This is a genomic window from Paracoccus panacisoli (genome assembly GCF_042435015.1).
In the GTDB taxonomy this organism is placed as follows: domain Bacteria; phylum Pseudomonadota; class Alphaproteobacteria; order Rhodobacterales; family Rhodobacteraceae; genus Paracoccus; species Paracoccus panacisoli.
The window spans coordinates 95,921-115,203 of sequence record NZ_JBHMQU010000046.1; the positions used below are offsets into that span (position 1 = coordinate 95,921).

Here is a 19,283-nt window from a genome sequence, read left to right on the forward strand (position 1 = left end):
TTGGGGAGAAAGTCCCAGGCTTCTGTTGCCAGGCGCCTGGGGGCCCCGCCTTACGCGGCTAAGCGCAAGGACTTAGGTTTCGATAACTCGAACTGCTCACGCAGCCAGAGCCACCGGAGCACGGTTGTCGTTGGCAACTGTACTTTTCGGACCGATAACGGTGGTACCTCACCGAGACAAAGCAAACAGCTTTAGACGTTCGTCGATCCTGTTTCGGCCCCATTCGCCCCCAACGAGGGATGGATGGTGGAGCCGCCGGGTACCGCCCCCGGGTCCGATCCGCTTATTACCTGCGCGTTTATGTCCATAGTCCGGGTTGCCCCGAACGAGGATTAAGATAGGCGGCAGCAGGGCGCCGTGCAAGGGCCTCAACAGGGGGCGTTCGCCGGGCGGGCTGACGCGGGGCGAGGCGCGTCGGGACGGAACCTTTGCCCCGGTCAGACGCGTTCCGATAGCGCAACCAGGAAAGGACGTCCCATGCGTTTTGTGCCCGCCCTTGCGTCTCTCGCCCTCGCCCTGCCGCTCGCCGGTGCTGCGGCTGCCGCCGACACCCCGCCCCCCGCCGGGGCTAAGCGCCTGTCCGAGGTCGTCACCGCCATCGAGACCCGCGCCGGCGCCAACCTCGCCTATATCGACGAGGTGAGCTGGGACGACGACGGCTATTGGGAGGTGGAGTACTACACCACCGCCGGGGCCAAGGTTGAGGAAAAGATCGACCCGGTGTCCGGCGAGCTTCGCGCCCGCTGAGCGGCTGAATCTTTTGACTGATCAAACGCGCGGCCCTCTGCCGCGCGTTTCGCATTGTGGAACGGCTCAGTTACCGGTCGACTGGGGCACACGTCGCCATTCCACGTTGCGGAACGACCCGCCTTTCCGGTGGCCACGACGCACCCTCCCGTGTGACCCTGAGGCTGAACCGACACGAGAGGGATGACCGATGACCCCCAGCGCCACGCCCGCCACCCCGCCCGCCAGCGACATCCCCCTCGACGACACGGCGCTGGCCGAGGCGCTGCTCGACGCGCTCGAGACCCACATCCTGCCGCTCACCCGCGAGGGCGTGGCGCGCGGCAACAAGATCTTCGGCGCCGCGGTGCTGCGGAAATCCGACGGCGCGGTGGTGCTGGCCGAAGCCAACGCCGAGACCGAGAACCCGCTCTGGCACGGCGAGGTCCACCTGCTGAAGACGCTGCACGAACTGCCCGAGCCGCCCGACCCGCGCGGGCTCATCTTCCTGTCCACGCACGAGCCCTGCTCGATGTGCCTCTCGGCGATCACCTGGGCGGGGTTCGACAATTTCTTCGACTTCTTCACCCACGAGGACAGCCGCGACAGCTTCGCCATCCCGCATGACCTGCGCATCCTCAAGGAGGTCTTCACGCTCGACCCGGGCGGCTATCGCCGTGAGAACGCCTATTGGCGCGCCCGCTCGGTGGCCGAGGTGATCGCGGGCGCCGATCCGGCACGCCAGCCCGCCCTGCGCGCGCGGGCGCAGCGGATCGCGGATGCCTATGCGGAGCTCTCGGCGGCCTATCAGTCGGGCAAGGCGGGGAACGCGATCCCGCTCGCCTGACCGGCTAGCCGTTCCATTCGATGACGAGCTGGGTTTGCGTCACCACGGCCGCGGCCTTGCCGTCCGGTCGGGTGATGGTCGTCTGCCAGACCATCGTCGTGCGCCCTTTATGCAGCGGCACGGCCCGCGCGGTCGCGGTGTCACCGATGCGGATCGGGCGCAGGAAGTTGGTCTTGCTCTCGACCGTGGTGGTGGTCTTGCCGGGCGGCAGGTTGATCATCGTCGCGGTGCCGCCGAGGTTGTCGGCCAGCGCCATGATCGCGCCGCCGTGCATGACCCCGTTGCGGTTGGCCAGTTCAGGCGTCACCGCCATCTCGGCCACCACCTCGTCGGGGGCGACCGAGATGAGCTTGAACCCCAGCAGCCGCGCAAAGGCCGGCTGGTCGAAGGCGATACGCTCCTGCTCGTCGCTGTCCATGCGCGGTCCCCCCGGAAGGCGCGGCGGGGACCATGGGGCCCCCGCCGATGGTCTCAGTTGCTGGCCGGGGCGCCGGGCGCGGCCGGTGCAGCGGCAGCGTCGGGCGCGGCCGGGGCGGCGGGCGCACCGGGCGCAGCAGGAGCTTCGGCCGGCGTCTGCGCGGCAGACGCCTGCGCCAGCGCGGCGGCCTGGGCCGAGGTCACGAAGTCATAGGGCAGCTCGGCCACCCGCAGCCACTGCTGCTGCTTGAGCCAGTAGGCCGACCAGTTCTCGTAGATCTTGCGGAAGCTCTCGTTCGAGGCGGCATACTCGTCATAGAGCTTGCGCGACTCGGCGAAGGCCGCAGCCAGCACGTCGTCGGGGAAGGCGTGGACCCGCGCGCCCTGCGCCATCAGCCGCATCAGCGCGTCGGGGTTGCCGTTGTCGTACTTGGCCACGCAATGGGTCATCGCCTCGGCGCAGGCGGCCTCGAGCGCGGCCTGGTAATGCGCCGGCAGCGCCTTCCACTTGTCGAGGTTGACGTAGAGGCCGACGTTCGCCGTCCCCTCCCACCAGCCGGGGTAGTAGTAGTGCTGCGCGACCTTCTGGAAGCCCAGCTTCTCGTCGTCGAAGGGCCCCGAGAACTCGGCCGCGTCGATCGTTCCGCGCTCGAGCGCCGGGTAGATGTCGCCCCCCGCGATCTGCTGCGGCACGACGCCGAGCCGCTGGAGGATGGTGCCGCCCAGGCCCGCGATCCGCAGCTTGAGGCCGCGCAAGTCGGCGAGCGAGGTGATCTCTTTCCGGTACCAGCCGCCCATCTGGGCGCCGGTGTTGCCCGAGGGGATCGAGCGCAGGTTCGACTTGCCCACGAACTCGTTCACCAGCTCGCGCCCGCCGCCGTAGTAGAGCCAGGCGATGGTCTGGCGGGTGTTTAGCCCGAAGGGCAGCGAGGTGTCGAAGGCCCAGGTCGGGTCGGTGCCGATCTTGAAGCTGCCGAGCGAATGGGCGCATTCCACGGTCCCGTCGCTCACCGCGTCGATGGCCTGCAGGCCGGGGACGATCTCGCCCGCCGCGAAGGGCTGGATCTGGAAGCCGCCGTCGGTCATCTCCGACACGCGCCGCGCGACCTGCTCGGAAATCCCCCACAGCGTCTCGAGGCTTTTCGGATAGCTCGAGGTCAGGCGCCAGCTGATGCTGGGCTTGCCCTGCGCAAGCGCCGGGGCGGCGAGCATGGCAGCGGCGCTGCCCATGCCGGCGGTGGACAGAAAGACACGGCGTTTCATCAGCTTCTCCTGTTCGGTCGGGCGCGCCGCGGGGTGGGGCCGCGGCGCCGGATCGCTTGGGGATGGGGGCGGCGCGCCGGCCGCCCGCCGGGGGGCGTCAGCGCGGCCCAGGGGTCGGTCAGAACCCGGCCTTGATCTTCTCGAACTCGGCCAGTTGCTTTTCGCGCTGCGCCGGGTCGTTCGGGGTCTGGGCGAGGATCGGGCCGCCGGTCTCGCCCAGCTCCTTCACCCGCGGGTCGTCCGAGACCGTCGCGAGGCCCTTCACGTTGGTCGAGCCGTAGCCGATCGTGTCGAGCAGCCCCTTGGCCGAGGACGGGTCGAGCCAGGCGTTGATGAAATCATACATCTTGTCCTCGCTGCCCTGACCGCTCTTCAGGTTCACGAAGCCGCAGAAGAAGGTGGACGAGCCCTCCTTGGCCGCCCGCTGATAGCCGACCGGATAGTTTTCCTTGCGCAGAAGCGCGAGCACGTCGTTCCACGACCACGCCACGTCCACCGCGCCCGAGGCCATCATCTGCGCCTCGTCGGCCGGATCGGCCCAATAGGCGCTGACGTTCTTGTGCGCCTCGCGCAGCCAGTCGGCGGCCTTCTGGAACTGCTCGTCGGTGACGTGGGTCCAGTCGGTCACACCGGTGGCCAGATAGGCCAGCGCCCAGACGTCGTCGGCGCTGTCAGGCAGCGTGGTGCGGCCCTGATAGGCCGGGTTGATGAAGACGTTGAGCGTCGCCACGTCCTCGGCCGGCACCTTCTCGGTGTTGTAGGCGATGGCGGTCGAGCCGAAGTCGGTGGGGATGTACCAGACGCCCTGGTCGTCCTTGAACACCGGCGAGTTGAGGAAGCGCGGGTCGATGTCGGCGAAGGCCGCGATGCGCGAGGTGTCCCACGGCTCGATCAGCCCGGCGTCGCGGTATTTCGACACCATCTGGCTGCACGGGTGGGCGACGTCGGCTTTGAAGCCCGAGGCGAGCTTCTGATAGGCCTCGTCGTCGTCGCCGTAGAAGGCGTAGGTCGGCCCCGTGCCGTGCTTGTCGATGTAGCCCTGGAAGATCGACGGCTCTTCGAAGCCGGCCCAGTCGAAGACCGTGAGCTCGGGATCGGCGGCAAGCGCCGCGGTGCCGAGGGCGGAGAGGGCAAGGGTGATCGCGGTCGAGCGCAGGAAGGTCAAGGCGGGTCCTCCGGGGATGGTCGCGGGGCGCGGGTTGCTGGAAGGACGCTAGCGGTGGCGGTGGCGTGGGGCAAGATGCGCCCGCGCAAGAGCGCGAGAGGGGGGCGGCGGCCCGGGGCACGGGGGTGTGTGCCGGGCGTGGGGGGCTCCGGCCGCCATCCCCACCCATGGCGCTTGCGTCGGGCGTGCGCGCGGGGCAGGTCGGGACAAACGCCCCCCTGCCGAGGACACCCCCCGTGACCGTCGAAGCTCTGCCCGATCCCGTGCCCGTCACCCGCCTCGGCGGGCGGCGGGTGCTGTTCCTGATGGCCGCCGCGGCGGAGTACGGGCCGGCGCTCAGGGCGCGGATCACGCCGGTGATGACCGGGGTCGGCCCGGTCGAGGCCGCGCTCTCGGCCGCCGTGGCGCTCGCCCGGCTGGCGGGGCAGGGGGCGCTGCCGGATCTCGCCGTCTGCCTCGGCAGCGCGGGGGCGCGGCGGCTCGAGCAGGCGGCGGTCTATCAGGCCGAGAGCGTCGGCTACCGCGACATGGACGCCTCGGCGCTGGGGTTTCCGAAGGGCGAGACCCCGTTCGCGGAGCTGCCGGCGGTGCTGCCGCTCAGGACCGTGCCCGGCCTGCCCGCGGCGCGGCTGTCGACCGGGGCGGCGATCGTCTCGGGCGCGGGCTACGACGCCATCGACGCCGAAATGGTGGATATGGAGACCTACGCCGTCGCCCGCGCCTGCATGGCGCATGGCGTGCCGCTGATCGGGCTGCGCGGGATCTCGGACGGGGCCGCGCCGCTGGGCGGGATGCTGGACTGGACGCGCTATCTCGACGTGATCGACGAGCGGCTGGCCGCGGCGCTGGGCGTGGTCGCGGCGGCGCTGGCGGCCGAAGGCTAGTCCTTCAGCACCTGCCCGTCCTTGGCGCGCAGGTCGTTGTGGATCGCCACCGCGGCCCGTGCCCCGGTCCCCATCGCCACGCTGATCTGGTCCAGCCCCTCGACCGCATCGCCCGCGGCATAGACGCCCTCGACGCTGGTGCGCTGGTGGGGGTCGGTGGCGAAGCACTCGCCCTCGACCAGCTCGGTCCCGAGGTCCATCCCCAGCCCGTTGCGGGTGTGCGAGCCGAGCGCGACATAGAGCGTGTCGAGCGTCACCCGGTCCCCGTCGGCCAGAGTCAGGGTCAGCGTGTCGTCGTCGAAGTCGAAGCCCGAGACGGGCGCGGGGATGACGGTGACCCCGGCGATCCGCGCCTCGTCCTGCTCTGTCGCGTCGAGCGACTCGCCGGTCAGCGACAGCAGGGTGATGTCGGGGCTGTAGCTGCGCAGGAACAGCGCCTCGGCCAGCCCGTGCCGGTCGCCGCCCAGCACGCCGATGCGGCGGCCCGCCTGCTCGAAGGCGTCGCAGATCGGGCAGTAGCGCAGCAGGCCGCGCTGCACCGCGTCGTCGTGGATGGCCTCGGCCAGCGGCGGGCGGTGGTTCACCACGCCGGTGGCGATCAGCACGGTGCGGGCGCGGATCGGGGCGCCGCCGCTCCACTCGGCGCGGAACCCCTCGCCGTCGCGGCCGAGCGTCGTGACCTCGCCCTGTTCCAGCTCGGCGCCATACATCCGGGCCTGCGCGGCCATGTTCTCGATCAGGTCGGTGCCGACCACCCCCTCGGGGTAGCCGGCGTGGTTGTGCGAGCGCGGGATCATCTTCAGCCGCCCGTCGCCGCGGTCCACCAGCATCACCCGGCGCCGGAACCGGCCGAGATAGATCGCCGCGGTCAGCCCCGCCGGGCCGCCGCCGATCACCAGACAGTCGACCGGCGCGTCCTGACCGGGCGTGACCGGCGCCTGCGCCTCGGCCGGGGTGGCGGGCCACTGGCCGGGGGTGGCAGCGTCGGTCGGGGCGGCAGAGTCGGGGCGGTCGGACATGGCAGGCACCTTTGCGGGGAATGGCCGGGGCGCAGCGCGCCTCAGCGCATCCGCAACGCGCCGTCGATGCGGATCGTTTCGCCGTTCATGTAGGGGTTCTCGACGATGAAGGCGGCGAGGCGCGCAAACTCCTCGGGGTCGCCCAGCCGCTTGGGGTTCGTGACCTCGGCGGCGAGCCCATCCTGCACGTCCTGCGGCAGGCCGCGCAGCATGGGCGTGCCGAAGATGCCCGGCGCGATGGCGCAGACGCGGATCGCGCTGCGGGCGAGGTCGCGGGCGATGGGCAGGGTCATGCCGGCGATGGCGGCCTTGGACGCCGCATAGGCGGCCTGTCCGGCCTGCCCGTCGAAGGCGGCGATCGAGGCGGTGTTGACGATCACGCCGTTGTCCTCGGCCCGGCCGTTGCGGGCCATGCGCTCGGCGGCGAGGCGCAGGACGTTGAAGCTGCCGATCAGGTTCACCTCGATGGTGCGGCGGAAGCTGTCGAGCCGGTGCGCCCCCTCGCGCCCCAGCGTCTTTTCCCCGATCACGATGCCGGCGCAGTTCACGCAGACGTCGATCCCGCCCATCTGGGCGACCGCGGCGTCGAGGGCGGCCGTGACCGAGGCCTCGTCGGTCACGTCTGTCCGGGCGAAGCCGGCGCGGAGGCCCTCGGCGTAACCCTCGCCCGCGGCCTCGCGGTCGAGGATCACGACCTGCGCGCCGCGGGCGCGGAAATGGGCGGCGGTGGCGGCGCCGAGGCCCGAGGCGCCGCCGGTGACGACGGCGCGTGCGGTGCTGATATCCATGTGAAAAACCCCTCCCTCAGATACGGTCGGGACGGTGTTAGGGCGGCGCCCGTCGCGGGGCAAGCGCCGCATCGGCGGGGCGGCCCCGGTGAGCTACCAGCGCCCCGAGGCGCCGCCGCCCGAGGACGAGCCGCCGCCGAAGCCCGACGAGCCGCCGCTGCGGTTGCCCACCCGTTCCACCCGCTCGCGCCGGCCGGTGCGGTCGTACCAGGTGACGCTGGGCAGGGGGGCGATGCGGCTCGCCTCCCACCCGCAGGCGGGGCAGCGGCGGGTGCGGGTCTCGGTCGCGGTGCGCCAGCCGCCGTCGGGCTGGTCCTCGCGGATCGGCTCGGCCGCGGTGGTCAGCCCCTGGTGGCCGCACTGGGGGCAGCGGTTGCGCCGCCGCCGCTGCCACGCCTGCAACCCGAACATCCCCGCCACCATCGCCCCGAAGGCGGCGAGGCCCGGCAGCGGAGACTGCCGGCGTGGGCGCTCGATCGGCTGGCCGGCGGCGTGCGGGCGGGCGATGCGGTCGATCACGGCCAGCGTGCCCTCGCGCAGCCCGCGGGCATAGTCGCCCTCGCGGAACGAGGGCAGCATAACTCGGTTCATGATGTCCTGCGCCATCATCCCCGCCTCGGGCGGATAGCCGCGGCCGAGTTCGATCCGCGCCTCGCGGTCCCCGGGCAGGACCAGCACCATGAAGCCGTCGTTGCGGGTCCGGTCGCCCACCCCCCAGTGGTTGAAGAGGCGCGTGGCGAAGGGCTCGAGCCCGTCGGTGCCGCCGTAGCGCGCCCGGTCGGTCAGCGTGACCACCGTGCCCTCGACCCCGGTCTGGTCGTGCAGCGCGATCAGCGCTTCGTCCAGCACCCGGGTGTCGGCGGGGGTGAGCAGCCCGGCGAAATCGTTGATCGAGGTGTGCTGCCAGTCGGGCAGCGCCTGCGCCCGGCCCGTGACCGGCGCCAGCATGAGCGCGAGCAGCAGCGCGAGCGCGAGGGCGAGCGGCGCCCGGACGCGGGCGGAGAGGGCGGTCATGGGTTCATCCCCCGTGGTTGCAGCGCCGGAGGGTGGCGCGGGGCCGGGCGGGCGTCAACACGCGGCCCCGTGAGGGAACGTGTGCAGCACCGCCACCGGGGGCAGCCGAGGCCGGCGCCAAGCCCCCGGTTCAGCGCACCAGCATCTCGGGGCCGCCGACGATCAGCGGGTCCGGGGTGCCGATCAGCGACAGATCCTTGCCGGCGTAATCGACCCGGTGCAGCACGGTCTGGATCGCGGCGATCCGCGCCCGGCGCTTGTCGTCCGAGCGGATCACCGTCCACGGCGCCACCGGCGTGTGGGTCAGCGACAGCGTCTCGCGGATGGCCACGGTGTATTCGTCCCACTTGGCCAGACCCTCGACGTCGATCCAGCTCAGCTTCCACTGCTTGAGCGGGTCCTGCTCACGCGCGAGGAACCGACGGAGCTGCTCGGCCCGGCCCACGTTCAGCCACAGCTTGACGAGGATCACCCCGTCCTCGACCAGCAGCTTCTCGTAATCCGGCAACTGGCGGAAGAAATGCGCCCGCTGGGCGTCCGAGGCGAAGCCGAAGACCTTTTCCACCACGCCGCGGTTGTACCAGCTGCGGTCGAAGAGCGCGATCTCGCCCGCGCCGGGCATCTGGGCCACGTAGCGCTGGAAGTACCACTGTTTCGCCTCGCGCTCGTTGGGCTTGGGCAGGGCCACGATATAGGCCGAGCGCGGGTTGAGGTTCTGGCGCACGACCTCGATCGTGCCGCCCTTGCCGGCGGCGTCGCGGCCCTCGAACAGCACCACCAGCCGCTTGCCGGTCGAGATGATGTCGCGCAGCATCTTGACCAGCTCGACCTGCAGGATCTCGCCGTGCGCCTCGTAGTCGGCCTTGGGCAGCTCGGCGCGATAGGGGTAGTCGGGGTCGAGGATGTCCTTCTTGCCCGCCGCCTCGATGGCGCGGCGGACCTCGGGCGGGGCGCCCTTGTGGAAATACTCGGAGATCTCGCCCACGAAGGGGATCTCGGGCGTGGGCCGCGGCGCCTTGGCGCCGGACTTGCCCGGCTTGCCGTCGCCCTTGCCGTCACCCTTCGCGTCGGACTTGGCGCCCGCCTTGCCGTCGGTCCGGGCCGCCTTGGCGCCCGCCTTGGGGTCGGATTTGTCGCCGGTCTTTTCGCCGGTCTTGTCGTTGGGCTTGGCGGATTTCGGGGCGGCGCTGTCTGCCATCGTCAGTCCCTTCCGATGTCGTTGAGGTCGAACGGGGTGGTCTGGTAAATCTCGTTGATCCAGTTGCCATAAAGCAGATGCGCGTGGCTACGCCAACGGTTCGTCGGAACCTGCGACGGATCGTCATCCGGGTAATAGTTCACCGGCACCTCGATCGGCTTTCCTGCCGTCACGTCGCGGTCGTACTCTTCCTTCAGCGTGCCCGAATCGTATTCAAGGTGATTGAAGATGTAGAGGGCGCGGTTCCCGGCAGCCTCGACGAGGCACGGCCCCACCTCGTCCGAGGCGAGCAGCGTCGCCAGCCCCGCCCGGTCGAGATCGGCCTGCGCCATCTCGGTCCAGCGGCTGACCGGGATCAGCACGTCGTCCGAGAAACCGCGCAGATAGGGCGAGGCGGGGGCGAGGTTGCGGTGGCGGAAGCAGCCGAAGGCCTTGTCCTCGAGCAGCAGCTTGGGGACGCCGTGGTAATGCCACGCCATCGCCATGCCGCCCCAGCAGACCCCGAAGGTCGAATGGACGTGGCTCTGCGCCCAGTCGAAGACGCGGCGCAGCTCGTCCCAATAGGTGACCTCGTCGAAGGGCAGGTGCTCGACCGGGGCGCCGGTCACGATGAGCCCGTCGAAGCGCTCGCCCGAGGCCTCGACCTCGGCGAAGCGGCGGTAGAACGAGACCATGTGATCGGCCGCCGTGTTGCGGCTGTCGTGGTCCGACATCCGGATCAGCGACAGGTCGATCTGCAAGGGCGTCGCGCCGATCAGCCGGGCGAACTGGTTCTCGGTCTGGATCTTCTTCGGCATCAGGTTCAGCAGCGCGATCCTGAGCGGGCGGATGTCCTGCTTGGCCGCCCGGTCGGGGGTCATCACCATCACCCCCTCGCGCCCCAGGATGTCATAGGCGGGCAGGTTCTCGGGCAGGGTGATCGGCATCAGCGGGCCTCCTCGGTCTTGCGGTCGATGGCGCGGGCGACGAGATCGACGAAATCCTCGGGCGTGGCGACGGCGGCGACCTCGTCGGCCTCGACCGTGACCCCGCGCCGGGCCATGGCCGCATAGCGCGGCTGGCGGTGGGCGAGCGCCCGGGCATAAGTCCAGCGCACGAAGGCGTCGGGGTCCACGGGCCCCGGGTGGGTCGCGCCATAGGCCGCCCAGGCGTCATCGAGGAAGCGCGGCTGGTAATACATCGGCTTCGGCGCCGCGTCGAAGCGGCGCACCAGCTCGGCCGTGTGCGCCTCGGTGCCACGGATCCAGATCGGCAGCATCAGCGCCGACAGCCGCTCGAGCAGCGGGTCGGCGGGGGTGTCGGGGTCCACCACCTCGCAGATCGACCCCGAGGTGTCGCAGACGAAATTGCCGTAGCCGTAGAGCGCGCGCGCCCGCTCGATGAATTGGCCGCTGTCGGCCATCGCGGCGATCTCGGCCGTGCGGTGCTGGTTCTGGCGCTTCTTGTATTCGTCGAACGCCAGCCCGCCGCGGGACGGGTTGCCGGGCTTGCCGAGATAGGTCGAGAGCGGCGCGAGGTTGTGGAAGGTGATGTTCGACTCGATCCTGACCGAGTCGGTCAGCAGCAGCTCGCGCAGCAGCGGCAGCTTCATCGCGTGGCGCTTGAACTCGTCGGCGATCAGCTCGCCCATGTAGCGGGTGCCGATGCGGTAATCGACGCTGTAGTGGAACCAGTCCCCCGACCGGCGCAGCATCGAGGCGATGTGCGTCTTGCCGAGACCCGACATCCCGAACAGCATCACCCGCTTGTCGGCCGCCGCCCGCCACGCCTGCCCGCTGTCGTAGATCATCGCTTGTCCCCGTTCTGTCGCCGTCTAGCTAAGCCTCGGGCCGGGTGAGCGAAAGGGGGGCGGGCGAAAGGGGGGCGGGCCGGAGCGCGCAGCAAAAAGGGCCCCGCTTGCGCGAGGCCCCCGTTGGTGTGCGTCAGGCGCGGCTCAGAAGCTGTAGCCGACCTTGATCCCGACGCCGAGCGCGTCGGCGTCGGTCATCGAGGCGCGGGCGACGTCCGGGGTCCCGGTTTCCGGGGTCGCGTCGCCGAGCTTGAAGTAGCTCACGCCGGTCGTGATCTTCCACTTGTCCTGGGTATAGATCGCCGCCAGCGAGATGCCCTTGCGCCCGGTGGTGGGCGACAGCGGCGAGACGAGCTTGTCGCCCGCCTTCTCGTAGGTGAAGGACAGCGCGCCCGACCAGTTGTCGGTGAACTTGCGGCCGACGCCGATCACGTAGGTCGTGGTGTCGTCCAGATCGACCAGGCCGCCGCCGGTGACGGCGGTGAAGCGGTCGGGATCGACCTTGAACTCGGACCATTTCACCCAGCGGATCGAGCCGAACACCAGCGTGCCGGGCGCCACGCCGGTCTGGCCCTCGAGGGTCCACGAGCGCGGCGTCTTGACCGTGGTCTCGCTGTTGCCGTTCAGCAGCGGCAGCGCGGGCAGCGGGCCGGGACCATCGGGATCGATCGCCGGGCCGCTTTCGGTGGTGTCGAAGTCATGCTCGATGGGCGAGTTGTAGGTCAGCGAGACGCGGGCCGCGATCTCGGGCTTTTCCCAGCTCGCGCCGAGCACGTAGCCGGTGCCCCAGGCGCTGTCGAGATCGACGTCGTAGCCGTTGACCGGCCCGTAGGCCGCGCCGCGCAGGCCCACGTCACCCGACGCGCGCGAGCCGCGCAGACCGCCGTGGATGCCGAAGCGGTCGTCGAACTTGTAGCGCAGCAGGGCGGTGTAGGTGGTCGAGTCCACCGTGGCGTAGGTGCCGCCGAGGTTCAGCGACCCCTGCGTCGCCGACGCCGGGTTCAGGTTCGGATAGCGGATGTCGGTGCCGAACGGCTGCTCGATGATGAAGGCGGCCGAGAGCTGGTCGTTGATCTGGTATTTGAAGCCCATGCCGACGAAGCTGTAGTCGTCCGCCACGTCGCCGGTCGAGCGCCCGCCCGGATAGACGACGACGCCGCCCGGCCCGCGCAGCGCGAGGTCGCGGCCCGAGACGTCCGGCGTGACCCGCCCGCCCGAGAATTCGACGTAGTTGCCCGGCTCGAACAGGATGTTGAGCGACTGCGGCGCCCGTTCGATCCCGCCCGCCAGCACCGGAGCGGCCGTCAGCATCAGCGCCGCGGCGCCGGTCAAGGTATGTTTCATGATGTCCTCCCTCAGGCCGCAGGTCGGCGGCCGTCGGGTGCAAGCTAGGGGCAGAGGGGGGGCTTGGGTCAATCACGTCGGCGAAATGACACAGCGTTGCATGGAACGGGCGGGGGTTGCGTGGCGCGGGCGCAACGCTCGGGCCGACACGGTGGCTGGTCAGCGCCGCAGCTTTGGGCAGAATGGCGCCATGACACGCGACCGCCTGCATTTCGCCATGCCCCGCCCCGTGCCGCCCGGACTGTGGCGGCGCACGCCGCCCGCGATGTTCCCGCCGATTCTCGGCACGCTGGCGCTGGCGCTGGCGTGGCTGGGCGGGGCGGGGGCCTTTGGCCTGCCGCTCGGGCTGGCGCAGATGGGGGCGGGGATGGCCGTGGCGGTCGGGCTGTTTGCGGTGACGGCCTATACGGTCAAGCTGATCCGCCGCCCGGCGGTGCTGGCCGACGAGCTGACCGTCCTGCCGGGCCGGACCGGGGTCGCGGCGGGGGTTCTGTCGCTCTACCTGCTCGCGGCGCTGATCGGGGTCATGGCCTCGCCCGGGCTGGGCCGGGGGCTGCTCATCGCCACCATGCTGCTGCACGCGGCCTATCTGGCGGTGCTGGTGAGCGTGTTGCGCCGCGGCCCGGCCGAGCAGCGGCGCGTGACGCCGGCCTTCCACCTCGGCTTCACCGGCTGGATCGTCGCGGCCCGCGCCGCGCTCGTGCTCGGCTGGCCGGACCTCGCGGGCTGGCTGTTCTGGCCGAGCCTCGCCGCCGCGCTGGTGATCTGGGGGCTGAGCCTCGCGCAGGCGGCCCGGATGCGCGTGCCGCCGCCGCTGCGGCCGATGCTGGCCATCCACCTCGCGCCGGTGGCGCTGTTCGGGACGGTGGCGCTGGGCCTCGGCTGGACCGGCGCGGGCACCGCCTTCGCCTGGGCCGCGCTTGCCGGCGTGCTGGCGCTCGCGGTGGGCGGGCGCTGGCTGCTCGCCGACGGATTCTCGCCGCTCTGGGGGGCGCTGACCTTTCCGCTCGCCGCCACCGCCGGGCTGTGGGTGACGCTGTGGCGCGCGGTCCCGACCGAGAGCCACCGGCTGGTCGCCGGCGGAACGCTCGTCGTGGCGACGCTGGTGGTGCTGCCGATCCTGTTCCTCGTCCTGAAAGCCTGGGCGCAGGGGCGCCTCGCCGCGCGGACCAACGCCGCCATCGCCTGAGCGGGGGACGCATCGGGCGCGCTGGACTTTCCCGGCGTCCCGTGAAAGGGGGAACTGCCAAACGAACCCCTGACAGGATTGCATCCCATGCAGATTCGCGAGGCGCTGACCTTCGACGACGTTCTTCTGGTTCCAGCGGCGTCGAACGTGATGCCGTCCACGGCCGACACTACCACCTACGTCACCCGCTCGATCCCGATGAACATCCCGCTGATCTCGTCGGCGATGGACACGGTGACCGAAAGCCGCATGGCCATCGCCATGGCGCAGGCGGGGGGCCTGGGCGTCATCCACCGCAACCTGACCACCGAGCAGCAGGCCGACGAGGTCCGCCGCGTCAAGCGGTTCGAAAGCGGCATCGTCTACAACCCGATCACGCTGAGCCCCGACCAGACGCTCGCCGACGCCAAGGCGCTGCGGGCGCGCTTCAACGTCACCGGCTTTCCCGTCGTCGATGCCGAGGGTCGCGTGGTCGGCATCGTGACAAATCGCGACATGCGCTTCGCCAGCGACGACCGGACGCCGGTGCGGGTGATGATGTCGCGCGACAACCTGGCGATCCTGCGCGAGCCCGCCGACCGGGACGAGGCGATCAGCCTGATGAAGGCGCGGCGGATCGAAAAGCTGCTGATCACCGACGACGCCGGGGCGCTGACCGGGCTTCTGACGCTCAAGGACACCGAGCAGTCGGTGCTGAACCCGCTCGCCTGCAAGGACGAGCGCGGGCGGCTGCGGGTGGCCGCAGCCTCGACCGTCGGGGACGAGGGGTTCGAGCGCAGCGTGGCGCTGATCGAGGCGGGCGTGGACCTGGTGGTGATCGACACCGCGCATGGCCACTCCGAGGGCGTCTCCAAGGCCGTGGCGCGGCTGCGCGCGGCCTATCCGGGCCAGCAGATCTGCGCCGGCAACGTCGCCACCGCGCAGGCGGCTCGCGCGCTGGTCGATGCGGGGGCGGATGCAGTCAAGGTCGGGATCGGCCCCGGCTCGATCTGCACCACGCGGATCGTGGCGGGCGTGGGCGTGCCGCAGCTGACCGCGATCATGGACGCGGTGGCGGAGGCCGGCGACGTGCCTGTGATCGCGGACGGCGGGATCAAGTTCTCGGGCGACTTTGCCAAGGCGATCGCCGCAGGCGCCGCCTGCGCGATGGTCGGCAGCGCCATCGCCGGCACCGACGAGAGCCCCGGCGAGGTCATCCTCTACCAGGGCCGGCAGTTCAAATCCTATCGCGGCATGGGCTCGCTCGGCGCGATGGCGCGCGGCTCGGCGGACCGGTATTTCCAGAAGGACGCGGCCTCGGACAAGCTGGTGCCTGAAGGGATCGAGGGCCAGGTCAGCTACAAGGGCCCGGCGGCGGCGGTGATCCACCAGCTCGTCGGCGGCCTGCGCGCGGCGATGGGCTATACCGGCTGCGCCACGGTCGAGCAGATGCGCCGCGGCTGCGAGTTCGTCCGCATCACCGGCGCCGGGCTCAAGGAGAGCCACGTCCACGATGTGCAGATCACGCGCGAGAGCCCGAACTATAGGCTGGGGTGAAGACCAGAGCCGAACTGGCGCGGCCCAGACCGGCTGCGCCAAGTGATTTGCCAAGCTGGCGGCTCAGCGCCGCCTCACATGCTCGCCGCAAAGCGATACCCGATGCCCGGCTCGGTGAAGATCATCCGCGGCGCGGCGGCATCGTCGCCCAGCTTCTCGCGCAGCCGGCCGATCGCGATGCGCAGGTAGTGAGTGTCTCCCAGGTGGGCCGGCCCCCAGATGGTCCGCAACAGCTCCTGATGGGTGAGCAGCCGGCCCGAATTGCCGATCAGGAGAGCGAGCACGTCGAACTCCTTGCGGGTCAGGCGCACCTCCTCGCCCTGCAGCGTCACCGTTCTTGCGGCGAGGTCCACGCTCAGCTCGCCCAGCGTGAGCAGCGGAGAGCTGGGCGGCGTCCCCCGCCGCCGCACCAGCGCCCGGAGACGCGCCAGCAGCTCGGCCGGGGCGAAGGGCTTGGTCACGTAGTCGTCGGCGCCCGCGTCGAGCGCGGCGATGATCTCGGCCTCGTTCGAGCGCACCGAGACGACGACGATGGGCACGTCGGACCATTCGCGGATGGCGGCGATCACCGCCTTGCCGTCCATGTCCGGCAATCCGAGGTCCAGCACCACCGCCGAGGGCGCCCCGGTGGCGGCGCGCTCGATTCCCTCGCGGCCCCGCGCGGCCTCGTCCATGACGTGGCCCGCCCCTTCGAGCACGATGCGCAGGAAGCGGCGGATCGGGGCCTCGTCCTCGATGACGAGCAGGCGCAGCGGGGCGGAGGGGGCGTCAGGCATCGGCGTCCTCGGCGGCAGCAGCAGCGGCGGCGGGCAGCAGCAGGCGGATCGCGGCGCCGCGGCCGTCGGGGGGCGCGATCGCGGCGACCGTGCCGCCGTTGGCTTCGACCATCCCCTTGACGATTGCAAGCCCGAGCCCGGTGCCGGCGGGCTGGCCGTCCCCCTGCACCGCCCGGTGGAAGAGGTCGAACACCCGGCTGCGCTCGGCCACGGGGATGCCCGGTCCCTCATCGATGACCGTCAGCGCCACGCCCTCGGGCACCGGCGCGGCGGTCAGCCGGATGGTGCTGCCCTCGGGCGCGTATTTCGAGGCGTTCTCAAGCAGGTTGACCAGCGCCTGCCCGATCAGCACCGGATCGACGGCCAGCGGCGGGGTGGCCGGGTCGATCTCGACCGCGACGCGGAAGCGCGCGAGCACCCGGGACAGGTCGGCGCGGGCGCGGCCGATCACCTCGGCCACCGCCACCGCCGCGCGCCGCGGGACGAGCGCGCCGTGCCCGAGCCGCGTCATGCCCAGCAGGTTGCCGACGAACCGGTCGAGCCTTCGCGCCTCGTCCAGCGCCTCGACGACCAGCCCGCGCTCTTGCGCCGGGGACAGGCCGCCGGCCTCGACCGCCGACAGCGCCCCGATCACCGTGACCAGCGGCGTGCGCAGGTCATGGCTCACGCTGTTGAGCAGCGCCGCGCGCAGCTTTTCGGTCTCCGAGGTCAGGCGGGCGCGCTCGAGGTCGTCCTCGACCGCCATCCGCTCGACCGCGACGGCGACCTGATCCTCGACCGCGACCAGGAGGCGCCGGGTTTCCGGGTCCATGCGCCGGGCGGGATCGGTGAAGCGCAGGCCGATCACCCCCAGCGGCGCGCCTTGCGTCGCCAGCGGAATGAACATCCACCCCGCCGTGGGCAGGGTGTCGGTGTCGCGCCCGGCGGGCTGGTCCTTCTCATAGGCCCAGCGCGCGGCGGCGAGGGCGTGGGCGTCCAGCCCCTCTTCGATCGAAGGAAACCCCTGCACCTGCTGCAACGCGCCGGTCGCGTCGGGCATCAGGATCAGCGAGTGACACTCGAGCGTGCGGGCGATGTGGGCTGCGGCGGCCCACAGCACGTCGTCGGTGGTGGTGGCCGAGGCGATCTTGCGGGCGAAATCATACAGGGTCTCGGTGCGGGCCTGGGTGACGCGCATGAACTCGACCTGACGCTTCAGGCGACCGGCGAGGGTGCCGGTGAACAGCGCCGAGATGGTGAAGACGAGCAGCGCCACCACGGATTCCTCGGCCGAGACCTGCAGCGAGTAATAGGGCTCGGTGAAGAAGTAGTTGTAGGCGAGAAAGCTCAGCACCGCCGCGGCGACCGCGCCCGCGGTGCCGAGCCGCATCCCGACGGCAAGGACGCCGACGAGGTAGATCACCGCCAGCGAGGCGACCGGCAGGATCGACCAGAACGGCCAGGCGGCGAGCGTCCCCGCCACCGCCGCGCCGAGGGCCGCGACGGCGATCCGGCCCCAGTCCCGGCCGGGACCGGCGCGCCAGTCGGTCTCGCGCCAGCGGGCGGTGGGCCCAGTACCCGGCGCAGCGCCGGGCGCGGACTGCGACGGGGCGGGGCGGTCGGGGGCCGGGTCGAGCACCGTGACCTCGAACCCCTCGGCCTGCGCCAGCAGCGTCTGCGCCAGGGGCGGGCGGATCAGCGCCGCGATCCGGTCGCGCCAGCCCGCGCGGGTGGCGCGGCCGACGATCAGACGGGTGACGTTGAGCTGCCGCGCGGCGTCCAGAAAGGCCGCCGCGACGTCGCCCTCGGACCGCAGGGTGCGGGCCTGCGCGCCCAGCCGCTCGGCCAGTTGCAGCGCGTCGGTCATGGCGCCCGCGGCCTGCGGGCCCTGCGCCTCGACCGCCGGGGTCACCACGGTCGCCACCACCCAGGGGATGCGGGCGCGGTCGGTCATCCGCCGCCCGGCCCGGACCAGCCCCTTGGCCGTCGCCGGATCATCGAGGCAGACCATCAGCCGGTCCTGCGCCGCCGCCCGGCCGGTGCCGCGGGTCAGGGCCAGCATCTCGGCATCGACCCGGCTGGCCGCCGTCCGCAGCGCCAGCTCGCGCAGCGCCGTCAGGTTGGGTTTCGAGAAGAAGTTGCCGAGCGCGCGGCCCGCCTCGGCCGGCATGTAGACCTTGCCCTCGCGCATCCGCTGGATCAGGTCCTCGGGCGGCAGGTCGATCAGCTTGATCTCGTCGGCCATCTGAAGGACCGCGTCGGGCACGGTTTCCTGCACCCGCACCCCGGTGATCCGGGCCACGAGGTCGTTCAGGCTCTCGATGTGCTGGATGTTCAGCGTGGTATAGACGTCGATGCCGGCGGCCAGCACCTCCTCGACATCCTGCCAGCGCTTGGGGTGGCGCGAGCCGGGGACGTTCGAATGGGCCAGCTCGTCGATCAGCGCGAGGCCGGGGCGCCGGGCCAGGAGCGCGTCCAGGTCCATCTCGGTCAGCTGCCGGTCGCGGTAGGTGACCACCCGGCGCGGCATCTGGTCGAGCCGCGCGAGCAGCGCCGCGGTCTCGGCCCGGCCGTGCGTCTCGGCCAGGGCCACGGTCACGTCGGTGCCGGCGCGGGCGCGGGCGCCGGCCTCTTCGAGCATCGCGTAGGTCTTGCCGACCCCGGGCGAGGCGCCGAGGAAGATCTTGAGCCGGCCGCGCCCCGCCGCGGTCGTCACCCCGGCCTCGGCATTGGCCTCGGCCAGGAAGCGCTCGGGGTCGGGGCGGGGCGCGTCGGTCATGGCCCGGACCCTAGCGCGCCGCGCCGTCCAGCGCGAGGTTGGCGCCCAGCACGTTCACGATCGGCGCGCCGACGACGCCGAAGGCCGGCCGCGTGGTGGCGCTGCGGATCGCCGCCGTCACGGTGTCGGCCGGCAGCCAACGCGCCGCGGCGATGCGGTCCACCTGCCGCAGCGCGGCGTCGAGCGTGATGTGCGGGTCAAGCCCCGAGGCCGAGGCGGTCGCCATCTCGGACGGGACCGGCATGGGCCCGAAGGCCGCCGCCCGGTCCCTGACCTGCGCCAGCAGTGCCGCCGAGGACGGCCCGAGGTTCGAGCCGGTGGAGGCGGCGGCGTTGTAGGCCGGCTCGGTCGCCGAGGGGCGGGGGTGCAGGTACTCGGGCCGGGTGAAGTCCTGCCCGATCAGGCCTGAGCCGACAACGACGCCGTCGCGGGACACGAGCGAGCCCCCGGCCTGCACCGGCATGACCACCTGCGCGAGCCCGGTCATGGCGAGCGGATAAGCGAGGCCCAGCAGGGCGGTGAAGGCGCCGATCATCACCAGCGCGGGGCGGAGTTGGGAAATCATGGCGG

At 71.5% G+C, this 19,283-nt stretch carries 18 protein-coding genes and 1 other RNA gene; 5 read left to right on the forward strand and 14 right to left on the reverse strand.

What is annotated here, in order from left to right; all coding sequences use genetic code 11:
- Positions 1-10: 10 nt before the first annotated feature.
- Positions 11-367, reverse strand: a transfer-messenger RNA (tmRNA) gene (gene ssrA, locus ACFHYO_RS10180).
- Between the two features lie 110 nt (positions 368-477).
- Between ssrA and ACFHYO_RS10185 the strand changes: the two genes are divergently transcribed.
- A complete protein-coding gene (locus tag ACFHYO_RS10185) occupies positions 478-747 on the forward strand; it encodes a PepSY domain-containing protein (protein ID WP_036735068.1) in 270 nt (89 codons plus the stop codon).
- 190 nt (positions 748-937) lie between these two features.
- Complete coding sequence (locus tag ACFHYO_RS10190; RefSeq protein WP_394320189.1) at positions 938-1,573, forward strand: tRNA-specific adenosine deaminase; 636 nt, start codon at positions 938-940, stop codon at positions 1,571-1,573.
- Between the two features lie 4 nt (positions 1,574-1,577).
- Here the strand turns inward: ACFHYO_RS10190 and ACFHYO_RS10195 are convergent, their stop codons facing one another.
- The 3 genes from ACFHYO_RS10195 to ACFHYO_RS10205 all read right to left on the reverse strand — a co-directional run bounded on the left by ACFHYO_RS10195 (position 1,578) and on the right by ACFHYO_RS10205 (position 4,418).
- The gene (locus ACFHYO_RS10195) at positions 1,578-1,991 is read right to left on the reverse strand and encodes a PaaI family thioesterase (RefSeq protein ID WP_168783622.1); all 414 of its coding nucleotides are present in this window, start codon (positions 1,989-1,991) and stop codon (positions 1,578-1,580) included.
- Between the two features lie 53 nt (positions 1,992-2,044).
- Positions 2,045-3,253, reverse strand: coding sequence for a TRAP transporter substrate-binding protein (locus tag ACFHYO_RS10200; RefSeq protein WP_394320192.1), 1,209 nt, complete (start codon positions 3,251-3,253; stop codon positions 2,045-2,047).
- A gap of 118 nt (positions 3,254-3,371) precedes the next feature.
- The gene (locus tag ACFHYO_RS10205; RefSeq protein ID WP_139305881.1) at positions 3,372-4,418 is read right to left on the reverse strand and encodes an ABC transporter substrate-binding protein; all 1,047 of its coding nucleotides are present in this window, start codon (positions 4,416-4,418) and stop codon (positions 3,372-3,374) included.
- A gap of 236 nt (positions 4,419-4,654) precedes the next feature.
- Between ACFHYO_RS10205 and ACFHYO_RS10210 the strand changes: the two genes are divergently transcribed.
- Positions 4,655-5,302: a 5'-methylthioadenosine/S-adenosylhomocysteine nucleosidase gene (locus ACFHYO_RS10210; protein WP_394320195.1), complete on the forward strand. Its 648-nt coding sequence runs from the start codon at positions 4,655-4,657 to the stop codon at positions 5,300-5,302.
- Here the strand turns inward: ACFHYO_RS10210 and ACFHYO_RS10215 are convergent.
- The 7 genes from ACFHYO_RS10215 to ACFHYO_RS10245 form a co-directional block, all read right to left on the reverse strand.
- Positions 5,299-6,321, reverse strand: a complete 1,023-nt coding sequence (locus ACFHYO_RS10215) for an NAD(P)/FAD-dependent oxidoreductase (RefSeq protein ID WP_394320197.1) — start codon at positions 6,319-6,321, stop codon at positions 5,299-5,301. The genes ACFHYO_RS10210 and ACFHYO_RS10215 overlap by 4 nt on opposite strands.
- Before the next feature lie 41 nt (positions 6,322-6,362).
- Positions 6,363-7,109 (reverse strand): SDR family oxidoreductase, encoded by a 747-nt coding sequence (locus ACFHYO_RS10220; RefSeq protein ID WP_394320199.1) that lies wholly within the window; start codon positions 7,107-7,109, stop codon positions 6,363-6,365.
- Between the two features lie 93 nt (positions 7,110-7,202).
- Entirely contained in the window at positions 7,203-8,123 is a 921-nt protein-coding gene (locus ACFHYO_RS10225; RefSeq protein ID WP_394320201.1) for a TPM domain-containing protein, read from the reverse strand.
- A 130-nt stretch (positions 8,124-8,253) separates the two neighbouring features.
- Positions 8,254-9,321, reverse strand: a complete 1,068-nt coding sequence (ppk2, locus tag ACFHYO_RS10230) for a polyphosphate kinase 2 (RefSeq protein ID WP_394320203.1) — start codon at positions 9,319-9,321, stop codon at positions 8,254-8,256.
- A 2-nt stretch (positions 9,322-9,323) separates the two neighbouring features.
- Entirely contained in the window at positions 9,324-10,247 is a 924-nt protein-coding gene (locus ACFHYO_RS10235; RefSeq protein WP_394320205.1) for a homoserine O-succinyltransferase, read from the reverse strand.
- Positions 10,247-11,110: an ATPase gene (locus ACFHYO_RS10240; protein ID WP_394320207.1), complete on the reverse strand. Its 864-nt coding sequence runs from the start codon at positions 11,108-11,110 to the stop codon at positions 10,247-10,249. Before ACFHYO_RS10240 ends, ACFHYO_RS10235 begins: the two co-directional genes overlap by 1 nt.
- Before the next feature lie 144 nt (positions 11,111-11,254).
- Entirely contained in the window at positions 11,255-12,454 is a 1,200-nt protein-coding gene (locus ACFHYO_RS10245) for an OmpP1/FadL family transporter (protein WP_394320209.1), read from the reverse strand.
- 190 nt (positions 12,455-12,644) lie between these two features.
- On the opposite strand from ACFHYO_RS10245, the gene ACFHYO_RS10250 reads away from it, so the two are divergent.
- Entirely contained in the window at positions 12,645-13,643 is a 999-nt protein-coding gene (locus tag ACFHYO_RS10250) for a TDT family transporter (protein WP_394320211.1), read from the forward strand.
- A gap of 87 nt (positions 13,644-13,730) precedes the next feature.
- Positions 13,731-15,179, forward strand: a complete 1,449-nt coding sequence (gene guaB, locus ACFHYO_RS10255; RefSeq protein WP_394320213.1) for an IMP dehydrogenase — start codon at positions 13,731-13,733, stop codon at positions 15,177-15,179.
- A 74-nt stretch (positions 15,180-15,253) separates the two neighbouring features.
- Here the strand turns inward: guaB and ACFHYO_RS10260 are convergent, their stop codons facing one another.
- The 3 genes from ACFHYO_RS10260 to kdpC are packed head-to-tail and all read right to left on the reverse strand — an operon-like array spanning position 15,254 to position 19,278.
- A complete protein-coding gene (locus ACFHYO_RS10260; protein WP_036711873.1) occupies positions 15,254-15,955 on the reverse strand; it encodes a response regulator in 702 nt (233 codons plus the stop codon).
- A complete protein-coding gene (locus ACFHYO_RS10265) occupies positions 15,948-18,713 on the reverse strand; it encodes a DUF4118 domain-containing protein (RefSeq protein WP_394320215.1) in 2,766 nt (921 codons plus the stop codon). The genes ACFHYO_RS10260 and ACFHYO_RS10265 overlap by 8 nt, the downstream gene beginning before the upstream one ends.
- Positions 18,714-18,723: 10 nt before the next feature.
- Positions 18,724-19,278 carry a potassium-transporting ATPase subunit KdpC gene (kdpC, locus tag ACFHYO_RS10270; RefSeq protein ID WP_394320217.1) on the reverse strand — a complete coding sequence of 185 codons (555 nt, stop codon included), beginning with the start codon at positions 19,276-19,278 and terminating at the stop codon, positions 18,724-18,726.
- Between the last annotated feature and the right edge of the window lie 5 nt (positions 19,279-19,283).